Genomic DNA, 19,914 nt, shown 5'->3' with positions numbered 1-19,914 from the left:
CCGGAGTCAGTGGCTGCCTCGGTGGGCGGAGATGAAGCGCTCCAGCGCCTCGACCACCATGGCGTGGTCCTCGGCCTGGGGCAGGCCCGAGACCGTGATCGTGCCGACGACGCCCGTGCCCTCGACGGTGATCGGGAACGAGCCGCCGTGCGCCGCGTACAGGTTCGGGTCGAGGCGCGAGGCGTCCTCGAAGGTGGTGCCCTTCGCGCGGTGGCGGGCACCGACAAGGAACGAGCTCTCGCCGTAGCGCTCGACGACCCTGCGCTTGCGGTCGATCCACGCGTCGTTGTCGGCGCTCGATCCCGCCAGCGCGCAGTGGAAGAGCTGCTGCGTCCCGCGGCGGATGTCGATGGAGACCGGGGCCTCGCGCAGGTGCGCCATTTCGACCAGCAGGCTGCCGAGCGCCCAGGCGTCGTCGTGGGTGAAGCGGCGCATCGTCAGCTTGCGTTCCTGGGCCTCGATCTCCTCGACGGTGAGCGGGGCGGGGAGGGGAGCGGTCATGCCGGTACCTCCACGGTGATGCCTTCACGGGCGGAGTGGTGGGCGGCTTCCAGGACGTCCAGCGCGGCCGCGGCCTCCTGGGTGGTGACCGGCGGCGGTGTGCCGTCGCGCAGGGCGGCGGCGATCGCCGCGTAGTACGCCGGGTAGTCGCCCGGTGCCGTCTCGACGGCGCGGCTGCCGTCGGTCAGGGGGGATTCTTCCCCAGAGGCTTCGACCTGGAACGGGCCTTCACCGACGCCGACCCGGCCCCACAGGGACTTGGGCTCGACGCCCCATGCGTCCATGTCGCCGGTGGGGCGGAGGCCGTCGCGCAGGGCGGCCTCCTGCGGGTCGAGGCCGTACTTCACGTATCCGGCCTTCGAGCCGAGGACCCGGAAGCGGGGACCGAGCTGTGCGGTCGTGGCGCTCATGTACAGGTGCGAGCGGACGCCGCTCGTGTGCGTGAGCGCGATGAAGGTGTCGTCGTCGGTCTCGGCGCCGTGGCGTCGTACGTCCGCCTCGGCGTACACCCGGGTGGCCGGGCCGAACAGGGTCAGCGCCTGGTCGACGAGATGACTGCCCAGGTCGTAGAGCAGGCCGCCGAACTCCATCGGGTCGCCCGACTCGCGCCAGCCGCCCTTGAGTCCGGGCCGCCAGCGCTCGAAACGGGACTCGAAGCGCTGTACGTCGCCGAGCTCGCCGGCCGCGATCAGCTGCTGCAGGGTCAGGAAGTCGTTGTCCCAGCGGCGGTTCTGGAAGACGGAGAGCAGCAGGCCGCACTCCTCGGCGAGGGCGGCGAGCTCACGCGCCTCGGCGGCCGTGCCGGCGACCGGCTTGTCGACGACGACCGGGAGACCGGCCTTGAGGGCGGCGGTGGCGATCGGGACGTGCGTCTTGTTGGGGGAGGCGATCACGATCAGGTCGAGATCGTCCGTGCGGTCCCCCAGCTCGTAGGCCGAGTCCGCGAGGCGCACATCGGGGAACTCGGCGCGGGCCTGCTGCTGCCGTTCCGGGTTCGAGGTGACGATCGTGTCGAGCGTGAGGCCCTCGGTGGCCGCGATCAGCGGGGCGTGGAAGACGGACCCTGCCAGGCCGTAGCCCACGAGTCCGACGCGAAGCGGGGTGCGGGTGCCGGTACCGGTCATGCCTTCCACTTAAGCAACGGTGTTGCCAAAGTGCAAGGGCAGAGGACAATGGGATCCGTGAAGCCCATGAACCGAACCATCAACGGAGCGAATCTGCCCGTGCTGCGCAGCCACAACGCGTCCCTGGTGCTCGACCTGCTGCGTACGGCCGGTGAGCTAGGCATCAGCCGGATGGAGCTGGCCGACCGCACCGGGCTGACACCGCAGGCGGTCAGCAAGATCACCGCGCGGCTGCGGGAGGCGGGCCTGGCGGCGGAGGCGGGCCGACGGGCGTCCACCGGCGGCAGACCCGGCACGGCGCTTCGTCTGGTTCCTTCGGCCGGGCACGCGGTGGGCCTGCACCTGGATCGCGACGAAATGACGGCGATCCTGCTGGACCTGTCAGGCACGCCGGTCGCGGTGCGCACCGCTCCTCTCGACCTCGGCGCGGGTTCGGAAGCGGTGGTGGAGCGGGTGGCGGGCGAGGTGGAGGCGCTGGACCCGGCGGGCAGGCGCGTCCTCGGAGTGGGCGTCGCCATGCCCGGGCCCCTCGATCACGCCACCGGCGTCACCCACCGGGTCACCGGGTTTCCCGAGTGGGACGGGTTTCCGCTGCGGGACGCGCTGGCCGCGCGGCTCGGGCTGGCCGTCGTACTCGACAAGGACACCAACGCGGCCGCCCTCGCCCTCGCCCTCCGTGGAGCGGGGGAGTCGTTCGCGTATCTCCACCTCGGTACCGGGCTCGGTGCCGGGCTCGTCCTCGGTGGGGCGCTCTACCGGGGGGCCCGCACCGGTGCGGGGGAGTTCGGGCATCAGGTCATCGAGCTGGACGGGCCCCAGTGCGTGTGCGGTAAGCGTGGGTGCATCGAGGCGCTCTGTCTCCAGGCCGTCGGGCGCGGTGAACTCGACCGTGCCGCCGGTGTTCTCGGTATCGGCGCCGCGAATCTCGTCGAGCTGCTCGACATCGACCGCGTGCTGCTCGGTGGCCGGGTCGTCGTCGACGACGCCGGGTCGTTCGTACCGGGGGTCGGGCAGCGTGTCGGCATCCCGGTGGCCCTCGCCGAAGGCGGCGCGCACGTCGTCGCCGAAGGCGCCGCGCAGCTAGTCCTCGCTCCCCTCTTCGGGCGGGCCGAGGTCGAACTCACCGCACCGAAAATAGGCTGATAGGGCGGATTTGTGCGGCTGACCGGCTCGGCCCGGACGTGGCGAGGGGACCCTGCCGCGCGCGCGTGGCAGGGTCTCGCTGCATGACCCGGTGTCCCCCCGGGGTTCGTACGCAGCCGAGCAGCAAAGGTCCCCCATGCGACTGCGCAATGCCCTCGCCGTCGGAGTCACCGCAGCCACCATCGCGCCCGCCGTGCTCACCGGCTCGGCCGCGGCGGCCGCGGCCGTGACCGCCCGCGCCGCCGCCGGGACCCTTGCGGGGCCGGCCACGCCGCCCCCGCCCGCACGCCCCGACGTTTCGCTGCCCACCTGCGGCACGGTGTCCGACCCCGACTTCCCCATCGACACCCGCATCCACGGCGGACCGGCCGTCCACCACCCGGGCGGGGGCTTCGAGGAGTGGTCCGTGGACCTCGCCAACACCACCGGCGAGAACTGCGGCAACATCCACCCGGTGATCGTCTTCACCGGCCGGGACCCGGGACTCACCCCCGCCCGGATCACGCTGGAGTTCCACGACGACGCGGCGGCCCGCTGGCGTCCTGTCACCCTGGAGACGACCTCCGAGGACGAGATCGTCGGCGCGTTCGACGACGGCTTCCCCGGCTTCGTTGTCCCCGCCCGCAAGACGGTCACCATCAAGGTCCGCCTCGCCCTGGCCGCCGGCACCCCGCCCAACCAGGTCACGGTCAACGCCGCCGTCGTCCAGCGCCGGGGCGACGACGGCGACTGGGTGGGGGAGTCCGGCGACTACCGCTTCGCCGTCCTCGACAAGGACCACATCCCCGGCACCACCCTCCCCTTCGACGAACTCGCCACCACCGGCACCGGCACTCTCCTCCGCTTCGGCGCGGCCGCCGGTGTGATCCTGCTGGGCACCGGGGTCCTGATGCTCGCGCAGCGCCGGATGCGCGCGGGCCGCCGTTGATCGTTCATACACGTCCGCGAACCACCCCTGGTGGACTACCCGAACGACCGGGCGCCCGGCGCCCCTGTCCGCTCCGGCATCCCGGAGCACGGACGCATCCCCGAGTACTACGCCGTCAAGGCCCATATATCCCTCCTGATCGAGGAGTTGGGCGAAGGGGGACTGCTGCCGACCGAACGTGATCTCGCCGTACGGTACGAGGTCTCGCGCGAGACGGTGCGTCAGGCGCTGCGCGAACTCCTGCTGGAGGGCCGGCTGCGCCGCCAGGGCCGCGGCACGGTCGTCGCGGGCGCCAAGCTGGAGCAGCCGCTCTCGCTCGCCAGCCACACCGAGGCGTACGCCGTCAGGGACTGGGTCATCGACGGGGTCAAGGTCATCGCTTCCTGATTAGGCTGGGGACGCCGCCACACCGTCGTCGCGGCGTCCCCAGCACACTGCGTACGGCAGGAGTCCGTCCCCATGGCAGAGCGCAAGCCGATCGAATCCTGGCTCACCGACATGGACGGAGTCCTCATCCACGAGGGCGTGCCGATCCCGGGCGCCGACTCCTTCATCAAGAAGCTGCGGGAGACCGGGAGGCCCTTCCTGGTCCTGACGAACAACTCCATCTACACCGCGCGGGACCTGCACGCACGGCTCGCCCGCATGGGCCTGGACGTGCCCGTGGAGAACATCTGGACCTCGGCACTGGCCACCGCGCGGTTCCTGGACGACCAGCGCCCCGGCGGCACGGCGTACGTCATCGGCGAAGCGGGTCTGACCACCGCGCTGCACGACATCGGCTATGTCCTCACCGACCACGAGCCCGACTACGTGGTGCTGGGCGAGACCCGTACGTACAGCTTCGAGTCCCTCACCAAGGCGATCCGGCTGATCAACGCCGGGGCCCGGTTCATCTGCACCAACCCCGACGAGACCGGCCCCTCCACCGAGGGCCCGCTGCCCGCGACCGGCTCGGTCGCCGCGCTGATCACCAAGGCGACCGGCAAGGACCCGTACTTCGCGGGCAAGCCGAACCCGCTGATGATGCGGACCGGGCTCAACGCCATCGGGGCGCACTCCGAGACCAGCGCCATGATCGGCGACCGGATGGACACGGATGTGCTGGCCGGTCTCGAGGCGGGCATGGAGACGTTCCTGGTGCTCACCGGGCTGACCAGCCCCGAGGGCATCGACAAGTTCCCCTTCCGGCCCTCCAAGGTCGTCGATTCGATCGCGGATCTCGTCGACCGGATCTGACGCCGAACGCTGTCCCGCCGATCTGTTTGAGGCCGAACGGGTCTGATGCATTTGTGCACGTCAGGGGGCTCATATGGACCACCGGGCCGCTCCAGCGGATGCGAAAACGCCCCAGACGCGTGAATCTTTCCGTATCAGGAGGTTCACGATGCGTTCATGCTCGATAGCTCTCCGTGCCGCTGGGGCGGCCACGGTCCTGGTCCTGGCGCCCGCCGCCACCGCCGCACACGCCGAAGACTCCGTGCAAGTCGCCGTCGCCCCGGCCACCGTCGTCCCCGGCGATCAGGTGGCGATCAGCGTCTCGGGCTGCGCTGGAACCACGGCCACCGTCACGTCCCAGGCCTTCGCCGCGGACGTGGAGCTCTCCACCAAGCAGGGCTCCCAGTTCTCCGGACAGACGACCGTGAAAGCCGGCGTGAGTTTTGCCGCGTACGAGGTCAGCGTCGTCTGCGACGGTCATCGCCACCCGGCGAAGGGCCAGATCAAGGTCGTCCAGGCGCCGACGGACCAGCACACCCCCGTCGCACCGGTCCGCGCGGGCGGTGGCGGCGCGGCCAACCTCGCCGTGGCCACGACGGACCGCGTCGAGGGCGCGGGCCCCGGCACTCCGCACGCCGTGATCGGCCTCGTCCTCGCGGGCGTGGCTGCGATCGCCGTGGCGTTCCACGGCTCACGGCGGCGCCGGACGGAATCGGACTGACATGTCCTCCGCCGAAGGCTCGGCGGGGAACGGTCGGCTGGTCACCGGAGTGGCCTGGGCGGTGCTCCTGCTCGGGCTGTGGCTCTGGGGCCGCGGGTTCACCGGCGGCTGGGGTGGTACCTCCGCTCCCACCACTGGGGATGTGGCGGCGGTCGGACGGCCGCCAGGGGTGCCTCTACCCCCCGCTCACGATCCGCTGAGCCCTGCCAGGCCCGACCGGGTGGAGATACCTGCGATAGGCGTCGCCGCCCCGGTCGTCCCGCGCGGGCTGGACGGCGCCGGTGCGGTGGACCCTCCGCCGTACGCCATGCAGAACACCGTCGGCTGGTATGACAGCGGTACGCAGCCGGGCGCGTCCGGTGCGGCGCTGCTGGTGGGCCATGTCGACACAGAGACAAGACCCGCCGTCTTCTACGGGCTGAGTTCAGCCCGCCCCGGCGAAAAGGTCCGGGTGACAAGGACCGACGGCTCGGTCGTGGAGTTCACCATCGACGACGTCCAGGTCTTCGGCCGCGACCACTTCGATCCGCGGAAGGTCTACGGGCCGCGCGAGGACGGGCGGGCGGAGCTGCGGCTGATCACCTGCGGCGGCACGTTCGACCGGGTGAAGCGCACGTACAACGCGAATGTGGTCGTCTCCGCGTATCTGACCGCAGTGGTGAAGTCGTAAACGGGAGGCGGGAGTCGGGCCGGGAAGCGATCGTCAGGGTCCAACCTGGCTCGACCGACGACATGCTCCCCCCAGGGCCGTCGGCCGAGCCGGTCCTCGACCGCGGGCGCCCGGGCTGCGGGAGAAGCCCGGCACCGGCACGGGAGGTTCTGGATGGTCCGGTCGCGCTCATGGCAAGGGGCCGGGGCCGGATGCCCGACACTCTAGAACGGTTGGCGGGCCGGGCCTAGAGGGTGGATGACGCCTTGTTGTGGAGTCGTCGCCCTCAGTGCCGGCGGCCCCGGGTCCGGGCTCGTGGCCGCCGGCGGGCGTGTGCCAGGATGGATTCGACCTGTCTTGTCCGGGAGAAAGCCTGGGGGCGGGACACCGGCAAGTGCACCAAGGGGGAGTGGATGTACGGGAGTTCCACGGGGCGTGCCCGCCTGTGCGTGGCCGCGGCGGCGGGGGCAGCGGTGCTGCTGTCGCTCGCAGGGTGTTCCTCCGACGACGGCGAGGACGGCAAACCGGCGGTCAGCCAGCAGCCGAAGGCGAAAGATCCCTACTGGGTCAACCCCGACGGGAAGGCCGCGCGGCAGGTCTCCGCCTACCTCAAGGACGGCGACGACAAGAACGCCGGACTGATCAGGAAGATCGCCGAGCAGCCCGTCGCCGAATGGATCGGCCCCGACAATCCGGAGGCCGAGGCCAAGGGCTTCACCGAGGCGGCCGCGAAGGCCGACCGGGACGCACTGCTCGTGCTCTACAACATCCCGCACCGCGACTGCGGACAGTTCTCCAAGGGCGGCGCGGCCGACGGCAACGCCTACCGGGAGTGGGTCGACAAGGTCGCGGAGGGGATCGGCGACCGGCGGGCCACGGTGATCCTGGAGCCGGACGCGGTGCTGCACCTCGTGGACACGTGCACGCCGCAGGAGTTCCACGAGGAGCGGTTCGACCTGCTCAAGGGTGCCGTCGAGAGACTGAAGCAGCAGCCGAAGACGAAGGTGTACCTGGACGCGGGCAACGCGGGCTGGTCGCAGCCGGACGCGCTGTTCGACCCGCTGCGCCGGGCCGGGATCGACAAGGCCGACGGCTTCTCGGTCAACGTCTCCAACTTCTACCCGACCGCGGCGAGCAAGGAGTTCGGCCGCAAGCTGTCCGCGAAGGTCGGCGGCAAGCATTTCGTGATCGACACCAGCCGCAACGGCAACGGCCCGTACACCGGGGGCCAGGACCCGTGGTGCAACCCGCCGGGCCGCGCGCTGGGCGAGAAGCCGGCGACGCAGACGGGCGACGCGCTGGTCGACGCGTATCTGTGGGTCAAGCGGCCGGGGGAGTCGGACGGGGAGTGCAGGGGTGGACCCCGGGCGGGGGAGTGGTGGCCGGAGTACGCGCTGGGGCTGGCACAGGCGTCGAAGTAGGCGCTACGGGGCCCGGTCGGCCTGAGAATTCAGGCCGACCGGCGGGAACCCTCAGGCCCTGTCCGGCCGATCTTGCCGGGCTCGCGTGCCCTGGCACGCACATCTGCTGCGTTGTCGTCAGTCGCCTACGCTCCGTGGGCTCCTTCCTCCGCCTTGCAACTGCACGCACCAGACCCCGCTCACTGATCCGGCCTGATCGACCGGACAGGACCTACGGGACCTCGACCCACACACCCTCCGACGGCGTCCCCTTCTCGTCCGTCACAAAGAGCATGTACCAACCCGAGGGCACCAGCGCCCGGTTGGACGGCACCGTCACCTCGATCCCGTCCGCCACCTTCTTCACGTCCAGCGCGATCGACCGCTGATCCGTGTCCGTGACGTGTGTGACCGCGCTCGGACGCATCAGCTTCGCCGTCTTGACGGACGCGCCGTCCTTGACCTTGAACGTCCCCGAGTCCCCGCGCGCGATGGACTTCGGCCCGCCGCTGACGACCGGCCTGGCGTCCCGGTAGAGATACGGCGGCGTGTAGATCTCGATGCGCTGCTCGAAGACACCCGGCTTTGTGTTCGCCTTGTCCGCGAACAGCGAGTCCGAGCCGAAGATCATGACACGTCCGTCGGGGAGCAGCACCGAGCCCGAGTGGTAGTTGCGCCCCACCGCGGGGTCGGCGACCCGCTTGTATGTGCCGGTCTTCGGGTCGTACGTGCGCGCCTGGAGCACGTTCGAGCCGCCGCGCCCCCGGTAGTCCGAGGAACCTCCGGTCACCAGGATCGAGTCGTCGGGCAGCAGCGAGGCGCTCGGGTAGCGCGTGCCCTTGTCCAGCGAAGCGCCGTCCTTGAAGCGGGGGTTGTTCTCCTTGAGGTCGACCAGGCGGGACTTCTCACTCGCCTTCTCGGACTCGCCGACCCCGCCGCCGCCGATGACCATGAACTTCTGGTCCTGGGCGGGCGGCAGCATGACCGTGGCGGAGGTTTCCATCTTGTCCGGGTCGCTCAGCCCGGGGATCTTGACGAACTTGTTCGTCTTCAGGTCCCAGACGCCCGGCGCGCGGCCGACGTCGGCCGGTCCGTACCCGGCGTTGGAGCCGGAGTAGAACAGCTTGCCGTTGTCCATCAGGAAGATCGCCGGGTAGGTGGGGAACTTCCTGATGATCCCGGTGTACTGCCACTTCTTGGTCTTGGGGTCGTAGATCTCGTCCTTGCCGGGGACGATCTGCCCGATCTCGTCCAGGCCGGAGAGCGCGAGGACCTTGCCGTCCTTGAGCGTGGTCAGCGTGGGGTACCAGCGGGCCTCGTTCATCGGGTCGACGGTGATGTACTTCTCCGCCACCGGGTCGAACTCGAAGGCCTCCTTGATGCCCTGGAAGTCCTTCTTGTCGAGTGCGAGCTTCTGCGCGATGCCGTAGATGTTGCGGGCGTCGGAGCCCTTGAGGCCCTGCACGCGGTAGTTGTCCTCGGTGCCGGTCTCGAAGTCCTTGCCGGACTCCTCGGCCTCGACGTAGATACGGCCGAGGCCCGGCTCGGTCCGCAGGAACCGGCCCGTTGCAGGATCGAAGATCTTCTTCGCCTTCTCCACCAGGACGGGGTCCTTGGAGACGAACGTCTTGCCGTTCTTCTTGCCGGTGAACTTGGTGCCCGCGGGCAGGGTCTTGGGCTCGTCCGGGTCCTCGTTGTGCACGACCATCAGGCCGCCGGCCTTGGTGGTGTCGCCCTTGAGCTTCTCGTACCGCTTGGTGCCGCCCGCGACCAGGAGCTTGCCGTCGGGCAGCTGGGTGTGCCCGGCGCAGAACATGTCCTTGGGCGTGGGGATCTTCTTGAACTCATTGGTCCTGGGATCCCACAGCACCGACTCGAACTTCTTCGCGTCGAAGTTCTTCTGGTTGTTGCCCGATCCGGCGATGAGCAGCACCTTGCCGGTGTGCAGCAGCGCCGCGTGGATGGTGTTGATGCGGAATTCGGAAGGGACATCCAGGAAGTCCCAGTGACCGTTCTCCGCCTTGTACTCGGGCTTGTTGATCTTGTAGTCGTGGTACTGCTCCGAGCCGAAGCGCCACAGCGCGGGCCCGTTGAACCCGGCCACCGCGACGATCACCGCGGCGCCGATCGCTATCCGGCGGGCCCGGTTCTTGCGGTGGTTCGGCCGGACGGGCAGCGTGCTCATTTCTTACGTCCCCCAAGGGCGATCTGCATGGTCTGGTCGGCGGCGGCCGGCCGCTGCTGCGGCACATGGGTCTCGGGTTGAGCGGCCGGCGGCCGCCCGCCGCCGTGCCGCCGTGTGCGTTTCTTCTTCTCTGTGCGGATGCCGTGGCGCCAGGCGAAGATCGGCGCCGCCGTGATCAGCAGGGCCAGCGTCGCCCACGTGATCATCGCCGGATGATCGTGCCCGAAGTAGAAGGAGGACCCGAGCGATCCGCCGAAGACGAGGATGAAGAAGAGATGGATCCGGAAGGTGCCGAAGAGGGTGTCCGGGCTGGACGAGTCGCCCTTGGGAGTCACGACGAACTTGCTCTTGCGGCGCAGTACGGCGTCCATCAGCGAGCGTGCGTAGATCGGCGCGGAGAGTGCGGACATGACCATGCCCGCGAGTCCGCCGGAACCTTCCGGCTCGTGCGGCGAGACGTTGTGGCGGCGGTTCCAGATGTAGAGGCCGATCTGGAGCGCCGAGGCATTGCCGTACAGCATCATCCAGATCGTGGGGTCGATCTGCACACCCGAGGCGCCCATGCCCAGGAACAGCGCACAGCTCAGCGCCGCCAGGATCCAGTTGAGGGCGGACATCGGGTAGAAGATGATCATCATCGTGTAGTTGAAGAGCTTGCCCGCGGGCAGCGAGTAGAAGCCCTTCCAGTACTGCTTGAGGATCGTCTCGTAGGTGCCCCGGGACCAGCGCAGCTGCTGGGTGAAGAAGTCGGTCCAGGCTGTGGGGCCCTCGCCGACCGCCAGGACGTCCGGGGTGTAGACCGAGCGCCATTTGTTGCCGGTGTCCGGGTTCTTGGCGCGGTGCATCTCGAAGCCGGTGGCCATGTCCTCGGTGATCGAGTCGTACAGGCCGCCGATCTGCTTGATCGCCTTGATACGGACGGCGTTGGAGGTGCCGACGAACATCGGTGCGCCGTAGCGGTTGCCCGCCCGCTGTATCAGTGCGTGGAAGAGGAACTGCTGGGACTCGGCGGCCTTGGTGACGAAGGTGTCGTAATTGCCGTAGACCTGCGGGCCGATGACAAAACCGACGTCAGGGTCGCGGAAGTAACCGAGCATCCGCTCCAGATAGTTGGGCAGCGGGACATGGTCGGTGTCGACGGAGGCGAAGAAGTCGTACGCGTCACCGTGCGCCTGGAGCCAGGCGTTGTAGTTGCCGTGCTTCGTCTTGGCCCGGTGCGCGCCCTTGGCCTGGTTCCAGTGCGGGACGCCCTTGCGGGAGAAGTGGTGGACGCCGAGGCGTGCGCACACCTCCTTCACCGCGGGGTCGTCACCCTCGTCGAGGAGCCAGACGTGCATCAGCCCGCGGTGGCGGATTTTGACGGCCGCCTCCAGGGTCTTCGTCACCATCTCCAGGGGCTCCTTGCCCGGTACGAAGGAGGTGAGGAAGGCGACCCGGGTACCGTTCTCGGGCACCACGGGCACGGGATCGCGCGCCACCAGCGTCGCGTGCGCGTTGGACAGGACGTTCATCGTGCGGAAGAGCTCGATCAGGCCGATCGAGACGAGCATGACGACGTCGAGGATGAGCAGTGTGTCGTTGTTCAGGTTCGGATCGCGCTCGGTCCAGTGCTGAGGCTGCATCAGCCAGGCGAACAGGCCGAGCGACACCAGCGGCGCGGCTCCCAGCAGCAGGGCAGCCCGTATCCGGTGCGGCTCCTGTGAGAGCAGGGAGCGGTACTGCACGGTGTACGGCTTGGTGGGATCGGGCTGGGTGAGGGGGCCTGCGAGCCGGCTGTAGTGCTCGTAGTCGTACCGGGGAAGTGCTTTCTTCGGGCGCAGCCGGTGGCCTCCGGCGCGCAGGTGGGCGGGTACCCGGAGTTGAGTCGTCCGGGAAGGGTCGTGGTGCTGCCCGGCGCCGTTCGGCGTCGACGTCATGAGTCATCCCCCCGCACGCATGCTGGCTGCGTGTGATGTGGTCGGTTCTTTCGTCCTGACCCCGGTCCCCCTCGACCAGTTGCCCTGGACACATCAGTGGCGGGCCACCGTCTCTACAGACACGAAACAGTCACTCGCCGGTTGCATCATGCCCGGCACGTGTTCGGACCGTGAATGGGGTCCCCTTCCCCGCGGTCCGGTAACGGAACGATGCGCCTGCACTACCTCCAACTACGCGAAACGGATGCTTTATTGGAGGCTTTGGCTCCAGGACAGGTTCTACGACCCCAGCCATGATCGCAAGGGCGAATCAAGTACTTAAGCGGATATATGTACGATTTGAGGCGGGCTTGCGTGAGAGGTGTGTGGAGATGAAGGCGGCCGAAAATCGCTGTAGATACGTACGGTCGACGCCCTCTCGCTCACATGGATACGTACGACCGAGGCCCCCTCACTCAATGTGAGGGGGCCTCGGATTCGCGTGCGCCGCCAGGGACTCGAACCCCGGACCCGCTGATTAAGAGTCAGCTGCTCTAACCAACTGAGCTAGCGGCGCCTACTGACCTGGAGAACTCTACCGGACGGCGAAGTGTGCTCCTGACCATTATCTGATCGTTCCGGCCTGTCGGATCGTCGTTTATTACCGCTATTCGGTCAAAATGCGATTAAACGTGACAGATGGATCAGTGACAGGGGCCACGTATGACCGTGCCGTTTTTCGAGGAGTTCGAGCCCGCCGCCGACTGCGACTGCACCGGGTGCGCGCAGCAGCGCCGGGCCCTGGCCGCGGGGGAGCACCCGTCCGCGCACGGCTGCCGCCGGGCGCTCGTGCTGTTGACGGCGGCGGGTGTCGTCCTGGGCGGCGGTGGGGGAGCAGCCGCCGCGACGGCTACGGCGGCCGGGGTCCCCTCCCCGCCGGGCTCCGCGCCGGGGGCCGCGCCCGGGGTGGCCGCTTTTGCCGACGATCCCGACTCCGTCCACGAGCAGGGTGGCACGGCACCGCTCCACGGCCCCTTGGGCAAACCCGACTCGGCCCCCGCCCCGCTGCGCCCGGTCACCCGGGCCGAGATCATCAATCGCGCCAAGCAATGGGTCGCCGCCAAGGTCCCGTACAGCATGAACGCGTACTGGTCCGACGGGTATCGCCAGGACTGCTCGGGCTATGTCTCGATGGCCTGGAACCTGGGCAGCAACGAGTGGACCGGGAGCCTCGCGCAGTTCGCCACCCGGATCACGCGCGAGCAACTGGAGCCCGGCGACATCCTGCTCTTCCACAACCCGGACGATCCGACCAAGGGCTCGCACGTCACGATCTTCGGCGGCTGGACCGACTACACGCACACCTACTACGTGGCGTACGAGCAGACGAAGCCGTACACCCGCAAGCAGCCGACGCCCATGGCGTACTGGACCAACTCCGACCGCTATCTGCCGTACCGATACAACGGCCTCATCGGAACCACCGCCGCGAGCGGGCCGGTCTCCCCCGAGGCGTATCCGGGCGTGACGGCCGAGGCCTTTCCCGGCGTGACAGTAGACGCGTATCCGGGCCTGACGCTGTTCGGTCCCGGCGCGAACAACGCTTACATCACCCAGCTCGGCAAGCTGCTCGTCGAACGCGGCGGCAAGCACTTCTACACCAAGGGCCCCGGGCCGGCATGGAGCGAGGCGGACCGGCGGGCGACCGAGGCCTTCCAACTCGCCCAGGGGTGGCGCGGCGCGCGCGCCGACGGAATGCCGAGCGCGGAGACCTGGCAGCTCCTGGTGACCAAGCAGGGCAGGAACATTCCGGCGGCGGGGGCGCCCGGCCCCGGCGGGGCGAGCACGGCGGGGGCGCCGGGCCCCGGCGGGACGAGCACGGCGGGGCCCGCGTACCCGGGGTCCCGGCACTTCAGGTCCGGCCGGTCCAGCGCGCATGTCACCCAGCTCCGCAAGAAGCTGATCGAGCGCGGCTTCGGCAAGCACTACACCACTGTCACCGGGCCGCTCTGGGGCGAGGCGGACCGGCGCAGTGTCGAGGCCTTCCAGCGGGCCCAGGGCTGGCGCGGCGCGGCGGCGGACGGATTCCCCGGGCCCGAGACATGGCGTCGGCTCTTCGCCTGAGACACGCACGAACACATCAGTGGAGGCGGCAGTCATGAACACCCCGGCACCGGAGCCCGACGGCGACACACCCTTCGACGGCCCGCGGCGCACCCCCGTGATCGCCCAGGAAGTGACCACCGAGATCCCGGTGCACCTCCTCTTCCGTGACGACGACGCGCCGCCGATCGCCCTGGGCTCAGCCGTGGTGGCGCGGCGGCAGGGCACCGGTGAGCAGCCGAAGGTGCGCAGGCCCGTGCCGCCCCGCCCGGCCTCCGTGCCCTCGCGGCCCGCGCCTCCCGTCGATCCGGACCTGGTCGAGCGCGCCGCGTCCGCGCTGCCCGGCTGGACCGGTCTGGCCGCGGGCGCATGCGCGCTCGGCGGGATCGGCGTACTGCTGTGGGGGGCCGGGGCGGTGCCGGGCCCGATGGCACGCATGCTCGGGCTGACCCCGCCCCCGTACAACGGCATCGGGATCGGACTGTGGTGCCTGCTCACGCTGGGCGTGATCCTGGCGCTCTTCGCCCTCGGCGGGCTGGGCCGCGGCCGGGTCGGCCAGGCCTGGGTGCTCACACTGTTCGGCGACTACCGCGGCAGCGTGCGGCGTACGGGGCTGGTGTGGGTGAGCCCGCTGGTCCTTCGCCGCCGCGTGGACGTACGGCTGCGCCACTGGCGCGGCGAACCCATGCCCGCGGTCGACGCGGACGGCACCGCGCTGCGGGTCGTCGTGCTCGTGGTGTGGCGGGTGGCGGACACGGCGCGCGCCGCGCTCGGTGTCGAGGACCACGAGGCCTATCTGAGGGAACAGGTCGAGGCGGCGATGGCGCGGGTGCTCTCGCAGCTGCCCGCCGATGCCTTCCACGAGGAGGCTCCGACGCTGCGCGACGCGGAGGCTGTCGGCGACGCGCTGACCCGGATGTTGTCGGCGGACTGTGCGCCGGTGGGGATCGAGATCTTCTCGGCGCAGCCGACGGGAATCGAGTACGCGCCGGAGGTGGCGGCCGCGATGCAGCGCCGTCGGATCGCGGCGATCGACGCGAAACACCGTGACAGCGTGCTCACTTCGGTGGTGGACGCGGTGGAGGAGACGGTGAGCAGGCTCACCGCGCGGGGGCTCGTGGAGCTCGACGACTACGAGCGCAAGGCTCTGGTGAAGGACCTCACGATCGCCTTCTACACCGGGCGTTCCGGGCCGGTGGAAGGTACGTGATTGGTCTGGACATGTTCAAGTTCCGTTAATACCCTGGGACTTGGTCTAGACCGGAATGCGTACCACCGCACATGTGCAGCACGGCTCGCCTGAACTCCCCCACGTTCTCCAGGAGCGAAGCATGCGCAAGAAGATAAGTGCGGCCGTGGTCGGTCTCGCCGTGGTGGGCACCACTGTGCTCGCCACCGGCAGCGCCAGCAGCCACGGTTACACCGACTCGCCCATCAGCCGCCAGAAGCTCTGCGCCAACCGCACGGTCGCCGACTGCGGCGAGATCATCTACGAACCCCAGAGTGTCGAGGGCCCCAAGGGCTTCCCGGCCGCCGGCCCGGCCGACGGAACGATCTGCGCCGGCGGCAACAGCCGCTTCGCGCAGCTCGACGACCCGCGCGGCGGCGCCTGGCCCACGACCAAGGTCTCATCGGGCCAGAACTACACCTTCCGGTGGCAGTTCACCGCCATGCATGCGACGACCGACTTCAGGTACTACATCACCAAGAACGGCTGGAGCCCGGGCCAGAAACTCACCCGCGCCTCGCTCGACCCGCAGCCGTTCCTGACAATCCCCTACAACGGCCAGCGCCCGCCGTCCACGCTCAGCCACTCCGGGAGGCTGCCGTCGAAGTCCGGCAGGCATCTGATCCTCGCGGTGTGGACCGTGCACGACACCGGCAATGCCTTCTATGCCTGTTCCGACGTTCAGTTCTGACAGGTGGTGGTCCACACGAAAAAGCCCCTCGCCTGAGCGAGGGGCTTTCTCTGTCTGTGCGCCGCCAGGGACTCGAACCCCGGACCCGCTGATTAAGAGTCAGCTGCTCTAACCAACTGAGCTAGCGGCGCCTGCTGAGAAAATAGTACCTGGTCCGGCGGGGTGCTCCTGACACCCCCCGGGGGCACCCCAGGCGCCGCGGGGCACCGAGCCCGGCAAGATCCGAGCGACAGGCCCTATATCGCCAGCGACAGCACCACCGGCGCTGCCTTGCGGTTCAGCAGGTCGGCCGCCGAGCGCAGTCGGTGGGCGTGCTCGACCGGCATGGACAGTGCCAGGCACCCCACGGCCGAGCCCGCCGTCAGCGGGACCGCCGCGCAGACCGTGCCCACCGCGTACTCCTGGAGGTCGAGCACCGGGACCGTCGCAGGCTGGCTGTCCAGCTTGGAGAAGAGCAGCTTCTCGCTGGTGATCGTCCGCGAGGTCAGGCGGGCGATCTTGTGGCGCGAGAGGTGGTCGCGGCGGCCGTTCACATCCAGCTGGGTCAGCAGGCACTTGCCGACCGCGCTCGCGTGGGCCGCCGAGCGGAAGTCCACCCACTCGTTGACCTTCGGGGCGCGCGGGCCGTCGGCGTACTGGGTGATCTTGACCTCGCCGTCGATGTACCGGCTGATGTAGACGGCCGCGCCCACGGAGTCGCGCAGCTCGGTGAGCGTCTCCTGAATCTTCGCCTCCAGCGCCTGCCGGCGGGTGATCCCCGAGCCGAGCAGCACCAGGGAGTCGCCTATCACGTACGCGCCGTCCGCGACCTGCTCCACATAGCCTTCGCGGCGCAGCATCGACAGCATGGGAGCCAGATGGCCGGTCGGCAGACCTGTCTCGCGTGCGATCTGGACATCGGTGACACCGCCACCGTGCTTCGAGATCGCCTCCAGGACACGCAAGACGTATTGCACCGAATGGAACGGCGCGGTCGGCTCGGGCTTCAGCGCCACGGTTTCCCCCTAGCAGGTTGTTACCGCAAGCTTCTCTACCACGATAGCGGTCAAGAGCCGTTTCCGGGGCGGCTGTTGGCCGGAATGATGGTGCGCCCCAGCCGCATAAGCTGGGGCGCATCCAATTGGCATATGCCAGGGTCACACTTATTGACCGGAGTGAAAGGTCAGAGCACCGCACCGAGAAACTCGCGAGTACGGTCCTGCTCCGGATCGGAGAAGATTTTTTCCGGCGATCCGGACTCGATGACCCTGCCCGCGTCGAACATCAGCACCTCGTCGGAGATGTCCCGGGCGAAGTTCATCTCGTGCGTGACGCACAGCATCGTGATGTCCGTCGAACGCGCGATGTCCCGCAGCACGTCCAGCACGCCGGCCACCAGCTCGGGGTCGAGTGCCGAGGTCACCTCGTCGAGGAGCAGCACCTGAGGGCGCATCGCCAGCGCCCGGGCGATCGCCACCCGCTGCTGCTGGCCGCCGGACAACTGCGTCGGCTTCGCGTCACAGCGGTCGCCGAGGCCGACCAGCTCCAGCAGTTCCTTGGCCCGTACCTCCGCCTCGTCCTTGGACATGCCGAGCACCCGGACCGGCGCCTCGGTGATATTCCGCAGAGCGGTCATATGGGGAAACAGATTGAACTGCTGGAAGACCATGCCGATCTGCTTGCGCGCTTCCCGGCGCTCCTTCTCGGCGGCCGGAAACAGCCGGTTCCCGTTCACCCGTATCGTGCCCTCGTCGGGAGTCGCCAGCGTCATCAGCAGCCGCAGAATCGTCGTCTTCCCGGAGCCCGACGGACCGATCAGTGTGACGTGTTTGCCGGGTTTCACCGAGAAACTGAGGTTGTCGAGGACGGTGTTGTCGCCGAAGCGCTTCGTCACAGTCTCGAAGCGGATCAGCTCGGACGTCGGATCGGTGGGGGCGGTGTCAGCGGACAAGGCGGCGCTCCAGGGCTCGTACGAGAAGGGAAGCCGGATAGGCGATGAGAATGAAGGCGACGCCGATCACGGTCAGCGGCTCGGTGTACTGGAACGTCGAGGCGCTCTCCAGGCGGGACTCCTGGAGCATCTCCAGGACGCCTATCGCGGCGAGCAGCGGTGTGTCCTTGAGCATCGCGATGACGTAGTTGCCCAGTGCCGGTGTGATGCGCCGGACGGCCTGCGGCAGGATCACCGCGAACCAGGTGCGGTGGGCCGGCAGGCTCAGTGCCGTCGCCGCCTCCCACTGACCGGCCGGGACGGCATCGATGCCCGCCCGGTAGACCTGCGCGGTGTATGTCGAGTAGTGCAGCCCGATCGCGATCGTGCCGGTGGTCAGCGCCGAGAACTGCACGCCCCACTCCGGCAGTACGAAGTAGAGGAAGAAGAGCTGCACCAGAAGCGGTGTGGTGCGGATGAACTCCGTGATCAGGTTCACCGGCCACCGTACGAAGCGGGTCGGCGCGCGGAAACCGATCGCCCAGAGGAGGCCGAGCGTGAAGGAGATCAGCGAGCCGAGCACCAGGATCTGCAGCGTGATCAGCACGCCGTCCCAGAAGCGCGGCATGAAGTCCGCCACCGCGGACCAGTCCCAGTTCACTTCGCGCCACCTCCCAGGACCGTGACGCCGATATTGCTCTTGGTCTTCTTCTCGAGGGCCTTCATGGAGCGGGTGATGGCGAAGGCGAGCACGAAGTAGATGACGAGGCTGATGGTGTAGATCTGGGCGCTCTCCTGGGTCGCGAGCCGCACCAGATACGCCGCGAAGGAGACGTCGCCCACCCCGAGCAGCGACACCAGTGCCGTGCCCTTGAGCAGCTCCACCAGCAGATTGCAGAACGGCGGGATCATCTCCGGCACCGCCTGGGGCAGCAGGATCAGCCGCATCCGCTGCCAGGGCGAGAAGCTGAGCGCGACGCCCGCCTCGCGCTGGGCCGGAGCCACCGAGTTCAGTGCGCCGCGCACGATCTCCGCGCCGTACGCGCCGTAGGACAGGCCCAGTGCCAGCACCGCGGCCCACATCGGGACGAGCTGCCAGCCCAGCAGCGGGGGCAGCACGAAGAACAGCCAGAACATCAGGATCAGCGCGGACGTGCCGCGGAAGATCTCGGTGTAGAAGCCCGCCAGGAAGCGGACGAAGCGGGAGCGGTGGGTGCGGGCCATACCGACGGCGAAGGCGACGAAGCCGGCCAGCACCGCGCTGTACAGCAGCAGTTGGACGGTGATCCAGATGCCCGGAAGTACCCAGTTCTGCCAGAGTCCGGCTGTCATCGGCACAGCTCCTCGGCAGTGAGGGCGGTCATCTCGTTCCTGGTGAAGCCGAACGACCGCAGTATGCGGAAGAGTTCGCCGCTCTTCTTCATCTTGTGTATCTCGGTGTTGAACGCGTCGCGCAGCTCGGTGTCGGTGGGGCGGAAGGCGAAACCGCCGCCGTCGATCTTCTTGTCACCGTCCACGACGGCCGCGAACGGCTCGGTCGCCTCGGCCTTCCGGCTCTTCTTCACCACCTCGCGGGTGGTCAGCGCGGTGCCCGCGAAGACGTCGACTCGGCCCGACTCGACGGCGTTCAGGCCCGCCACCTGGTCCTGGAGGATGACGATGTCCTTCTCCGGACAGCCGGCCGCGACCGCGTAGTCGATCTCCGCATAGCCGGTGCCGGTGGCGAACGTGGCCTTCGCCTTCACCACGTCCTCGTAGGTGTGCAGGTTCTTGGGATTGCCCTTGCGCACGATGAAAGAGTCGAGCATCTGGTACTCGGGGTCGGCGAATATGACCTGCTCGCAGCGCTCCTTGTTGATGTACATCCCGGCCGAGACGACGTCGAACTGCTGCGAGTTGAGCCCGGGGATGAGGGAGGCGAAGTCCGTGGCGACCGGCTGGACGCTGTCGATCCCCAGCCGTTTGAAGATCACCCGGGCCAGCTCCGGAGCCTCCCCGGTGAACTCGCCCTGGTCGTCGACATAGCCGTAGGGCACCTCGCCGGCGATGCCCAGGCGCACCGTGCGCTGCGATTTGAGCCGGGCCAGCGCGTCACCCGAGGGAACCCGGCTGCACCCCGCCGCTCCCGCGGCGCCGAGGGCACCGGCGGTGCCGAACAGCACTGTGCGTCTGCGAATGGATCCTGTCACTCTTGTACGAGCCATGGGCGCGCGGCTACC

Annotated in this window: 18 protein-coding genes, 2 tRNA genes and 1 pseudogene; 10 read left to right on the top strand and 11 right to left on the bottom strand. The window is 68.8% G+C overall.

Going from position 1 to position 19,914, the window contains the following annotated elements:
- Positions 1 to 6: 6 nt before the first annotated feature.
- Positions 7 to 501 (bottom strand): heme-degrading domain-containing protein, encoded by a 495-nt coding sequence (locus tag FBY35_RS31525; protein ID WP_142217336.1) that lies wholly within the window; start codon positions 499 to 501, stop codon positions 7 to 9.
- Complete coding sequence (locus FBY35_RS31520) at positions 498 to 1,625, bottom strand: Gfo/Idh/MocA family oxidoreductase (protein WP_142217335.1); 1,128 nt, start codon at positions 1,623 to 1,625, stop codon at positions 498 to 500. The genes FBY35_RS31525 and FBY35_RS31520 overlap by 4 nt, the downstream gene beginning before the upstream one ends.
- 66 nt (positions 1,626 to 1,691) lie before the next feature.
- On the opposite strand from FBY35_RS31520, the gene FBY35_RS31515 reads away from it, so the two are divergent.
- The 7 genes and pseudogenes from FBY35_RS31515 (at position 1,692) to FBY35_RS31485 (ending at position 7,705) form a co-directional block, all read left to right on the top strand.
- Positions 1,692 to 2,768 carry an ROK family transcriptional regulator gene (locus FBY35_RS31515; protein WP_142217334.1) on the top strand — a complete coding sequence of 359 codons (1,077 nt, stop codon included), beginning with the start codon at positions 1,692 to 1,694 and terminating at the stop codon, positions 2,766 to 2,768.
- 136 nt (positions 2,769 to 2,904) lie between these two features.
- Positions 2,905 to 3,696, top strand: a complete 792-nt coding sequence (locus FBY35_RS31510; RefSeq protein WP_142217333.1) for a hypothetical protein — start codon at positions 2,905 to 2,907, stop codon at positions 3,694 to 3,696.
- Between the two features lie 30 nt (positions 3,697 to 3,726).
- A pseudogene (locus FBY35_RS31505) lies at positions 3,727 to 4,046 on the top strand (GntR family transcriptional regulator); the annotation flags it as partial.
- Positions 4,047 to 4,155: 109 nt separating this feature from the next.
- A complete protein-coding gene (locus FBY35_RS31500; protein WP_142217332.1) occupies positions 4,156 to 4,935 on the top strand; it encodes an HAD-IIA family hydrolase in 780 nt (259 codons plus the stop codon).
- A 148-nt stretch (positions 4,936 to 5,083) separates the two neighbouring features.
- Positions 5,084 to 5,635, top strand: a complete 552-nt coding sequence (locus tag FBY35_RS31495) for a hypothetical protein (RefSeq protein ID WP_142217331.1) — start codon at positions 5,084 to 5,086, stop codon at positions 5,633 to 5,635.
- Position 5,636: 1 nt separating this feature from the next.
- The gene (locus tag FBY35_RS31490) at positions 5,637 to 6,305 is read left to right on the top strand and encodes a class F sortase (RefSeq protein ID WP_142217330.1); all 669 of its coding nucleotides are present in this window, start codon (positions 5,637 to 5,639) and stop codon (positions 6,303 to 6,305) included.
- Between the two features lie 392 nt (positions 6,306 to 6,697).
- Positions 6,698 to 7,705: a glycoside hydrolase family 6 protein gene (locus tag FBY35_RS31485; RefSeq protein ID WP_142217329.1), complete on the top strand. Its 1,008-nt coding sequence runs from the start codon at positions 6,698 to 6,700 to the stop codon at positions 7,703 to 7,705.
- Positions 7,706 to 7,916: 211 nt separating this feature from the next.
- Here the strand turns inward: FBY35_RS31485 and FBY35_RS31480 are convergent, their stop codons facing one another.
- From FBY35_RS31480 to FBY35_RS31470, 3 genes are all read right to left on the bottom strand, one after another.
- A complete protein-coding gene (locus tag FBY35_RS31480) occupies positions 7,917 to 9,869 on the bottom strand; it encodes a galactose oxidase early set domain-containing protein (RefSeq protein WP_142217328.1) in 1,953 nt (650 codons plus the stop codon).
- Positions 9,866 to 11,785: a glycosyltransferase family 2 protein gene (locus FBY35_RS31475; protein ID WP_142217327.1), complete on the bottom strand. Its 1,920-nt coding sequence runs from the start codon at positions 11,783 to 11,785 to the stop codon at positions 9,866 to 9,868. Before FBY35_RS31475 ends, FBY35_RS31480 begins: the two co-directional genes overlap by 4 nt.
- A gap of 482 nt (positions 11,786 to 12,267) precedes the next feature.
- Positions 12,268 to 12,341 (bottom strand) — tRNA-Lys (locus FBY35_RS31470).
- Positions 12,342 to 12,487: 146 nt separating this feature from the next.
- Here FBY35_RS31470 and FBY35_RS31465 point away from each other — a divergent pair.
- The 3 genes from FBY35_RS31465 to FBY35_RS31455 all read left to right on the top strand — a co-directional run bounded on the left by FBY35_RS31465 (position 12,488) and on the right by FBY35_RS31455 (position 15,786).
- Positions 12,488 to 13,888, top strand: coding sequence for a peptidoglycan-binding protein (locus FBY35_RS31465; protein WP_142217326.1), 1,401 nt, complete (start codon positions 12,488 to 12,490; stop codon positions 13,886 to 13,888).
- Between the two features lie 34 nt (positions 13,889 to 13,922).
- Positions 13,923 to 15,077: an SPFH domain-containing protein gene (locus FBY35_RS31460; protein WP_142217325.1), complete on the top strand. Its 1,155-nt coding sequence runs from the start codon at positions 13,923 to 13,925 to the stop codon at positions 15,075 to 15,077.
- A 121-nt stretch (positions 15,078 to 15,198) separates the two neighbouring features.
- Positions 15,199 to 15,786, top strand: a complete 588-nt coding sequence (locus tag FBY35_RS31455; protein WP_142217324.1) for a lytic polysaccharide monooxygenase — start codon at positions 15,199 to 15,201, stop codon at positions 15,784 to 15,786.
- A gap of 57 nt (positions 15,787 to 15,843) precedes the next feature.
- Here FBY35_RS31455 and FBY35_RS31450 read toward each other — a convergent pair.
- From FBY35_RS31450 to ehuB, 6 genes are all read right to left on the bottom strand, one after another.
- A tRNA-Lys gene (locus FBY35_RS31450) sits at positions 15,844 to 15,917 on the bottom strand.
- Positions 15,918 to 16,022: 105 nt separating this feature from the next.
- Entirely contained in the window at positions 16,023 to 16,781 is a 759-nt protein-coding gene (locus FBY35_RS31445) for an IclR family transcriptional regulator (RefSeq protein WP_142217323.1), read from the bottom strand.
- 167 nt (positions 16,782 to 16,948) lie between these two features.
- Positions 16,949 to 17,716 carry an ectoine/hydroxyectoine ABC transporter ATP-binding protein EhuA gene (ehuA, locus tag FBY35_RS31440; RefSeq protein WP_142217322.1) on the bottom strand — a complete coding sequence of 256 codons (768 nt, stop codon included), beginning with the start codon at positions 17,714 to 17,716 and terminating at the stop codon, positions 16,949 to 16,951.
- Complete coding sequence (ehuD, locus tag FBY35_RS31435) at positions 17,706 to 18,356, bottom strand: ectoine/hydroxyectoine ABC transporter permease subunit EhuD (RefSeq protein ID WP_142217321.1); 651 nt, start codon at positions 18,354 to 18,356, stop codon at positions 17,706 to 17,708. Before ehuD ends, ehuA begins: the two co-directional genes overlap by 11 nt.
- On the bottom strand, positions 18,353 to 19,027 hold the full coding sequence (ehuC, locus tag FBY35_RS31430; protein ID WP_142217320.1) for an ectoine/hydroxyectoine ABC transporter permease subunit EhuC: 675 nt from the start codon (positions 19,025 to 19,027) through the stop codon (positions 18,353 to 18,355). The genes ehuD and ehuC overlap by 4 nt, the downstream gene beginning before the upstream one ends.
- Complete coding sequence (ehuB, locus tag FBY35_RS31425; RefSeq protein ID WP_142217319.1) at positions 19,024 to 19,899, bottom strand: ectoine/hydroxyectoine ABC transporter substrate-binding protein EhuB; 876 nt, start codon at positions 19,897 to 19,899, stop codon at positions 19,024 to 19,026. The genes ehuC and ehuB overlap by 4 nt, the downstream gene beginning before the upstream one ends.
- Between the last annotated feature and the right edge of the window lie 15 nt (positions 19,900 to 19,914).

This window comes from Streptomyces sp. SLBN-118 (assembly GCF_006715635.1).
GTDB lineage: Bacteria > Actinomycetota > Actinomycetes > Streptomycetales > Streptomycetaceae > Streptomyces.
This window is presented reverse-complemented; position numbering and strand designations above follow the sequence as displayed.

Bases quoted from the DNA above. Each gene is read 5' to 3' on its own strand.
- FBY35_RS31525 (WP_142217336.1), bottom strand. From the start codon at position 501: ATGACCGCTCCCCTCCCCGCCCCGCTCACCGTCGAGGAGATCGAGGCC.
- FBY35_RS31520 (WP_142217335.1), bottom strand. From the start codon at position 1,625: ATGACCGGTACCGGCACCCGCACCCCGCTTCGCGTCGGACTCGTGGGC.
- FBY35_RS31515 (WP_142217334.1), top strand. From the start codon at position 1,692: ATGAACCGAACCATCAACGGAGCGAATCTGCCCGTGCTGCGCAGCCAC.
- FBY35_RS31510 (WP_142217333.1), top strand. From the start codon at position 2,905: ATGCGACTGCGCAATGCCCTCGCCGTCGGAGTCACCGCAGCCACCATC.
- FBY35_RS31500 (WP_142217332.1), top strand. From the start codon at position 4,156: ATGGCAGAGCGCAAGCCGATCGAATCCTGGCTCACCGACATGGACGGA.
- FBY35_RS31495 (WP_142217331.1), top strand. From the start codon at position 5,084: ATGCGTTCATGCTCGATAGCTCTCCGTGCCGCTGGGGCGGCCACGGTC.
- FBY35_RS31490 (WP_142217330.1), top strand. From the start codon at position 5,637: ATGTCCTCCGCCGAAGGCTCGGCGGGGAACGGTCGGCTGGTCACCGGA.
- FBY35_RS31485 (WP_142217329.1), top strand. From the start codon at position 6,698: ATGTACGGGAGTTCCACGGGGCGTGCCCGCCTGTGCGTGGCCGCGGCG.
- FBY35_RS31480 (WP_142217328.1), bottom strand. From the start codon at position 9,869: ATGAGCACGCTGCCCGTCCGGCCGAACCACCGCAAGAACCGGGCCCGC.
- FBY35_RS31475 (WP_142217327.1), bottom strand. From the start codon at position 11,785: ATGACGTCGACGCCGAACGGCGCCGGGCAGCACCACGACCCTTCCCGG.
- FBY35_RS31465 (WP_142217326.1), top strand. From the start codon at position 12,488: ATGACCGTGCCGTTTTTCGAGGAGTTCGAGCCCGCCGCCGACTGCGAC.
- FBY35_RS31460 (WP_142217325.1), top strand. From the start codon at position 13,923: ATGAACACCCCGGCACCGGAGCCCGACGGCGACACACCCTTCGACGGC.
- FBY35_RS31455 (WP_142217324.1), top strand. From the start codon at position 15,199: ATGCGCAAGAAGATAAGTGCGGCCGTGGTCGGTCTCGCCGTGGTGGGC.
- ehuC (WP_142217320.1), bottom strand. From the start codon at position 19,027: ATGACAGCCGGACTCTGGCAGAACTGGGTACTTCCGGGCATCTGGATC.
- ehuB (WP_142217319.1), bottom strand. From the start codon at position 19,899: ATGGCTCGTACAAGAGTGACAGGATCCATTCGCAGACGCACAGTGCTG.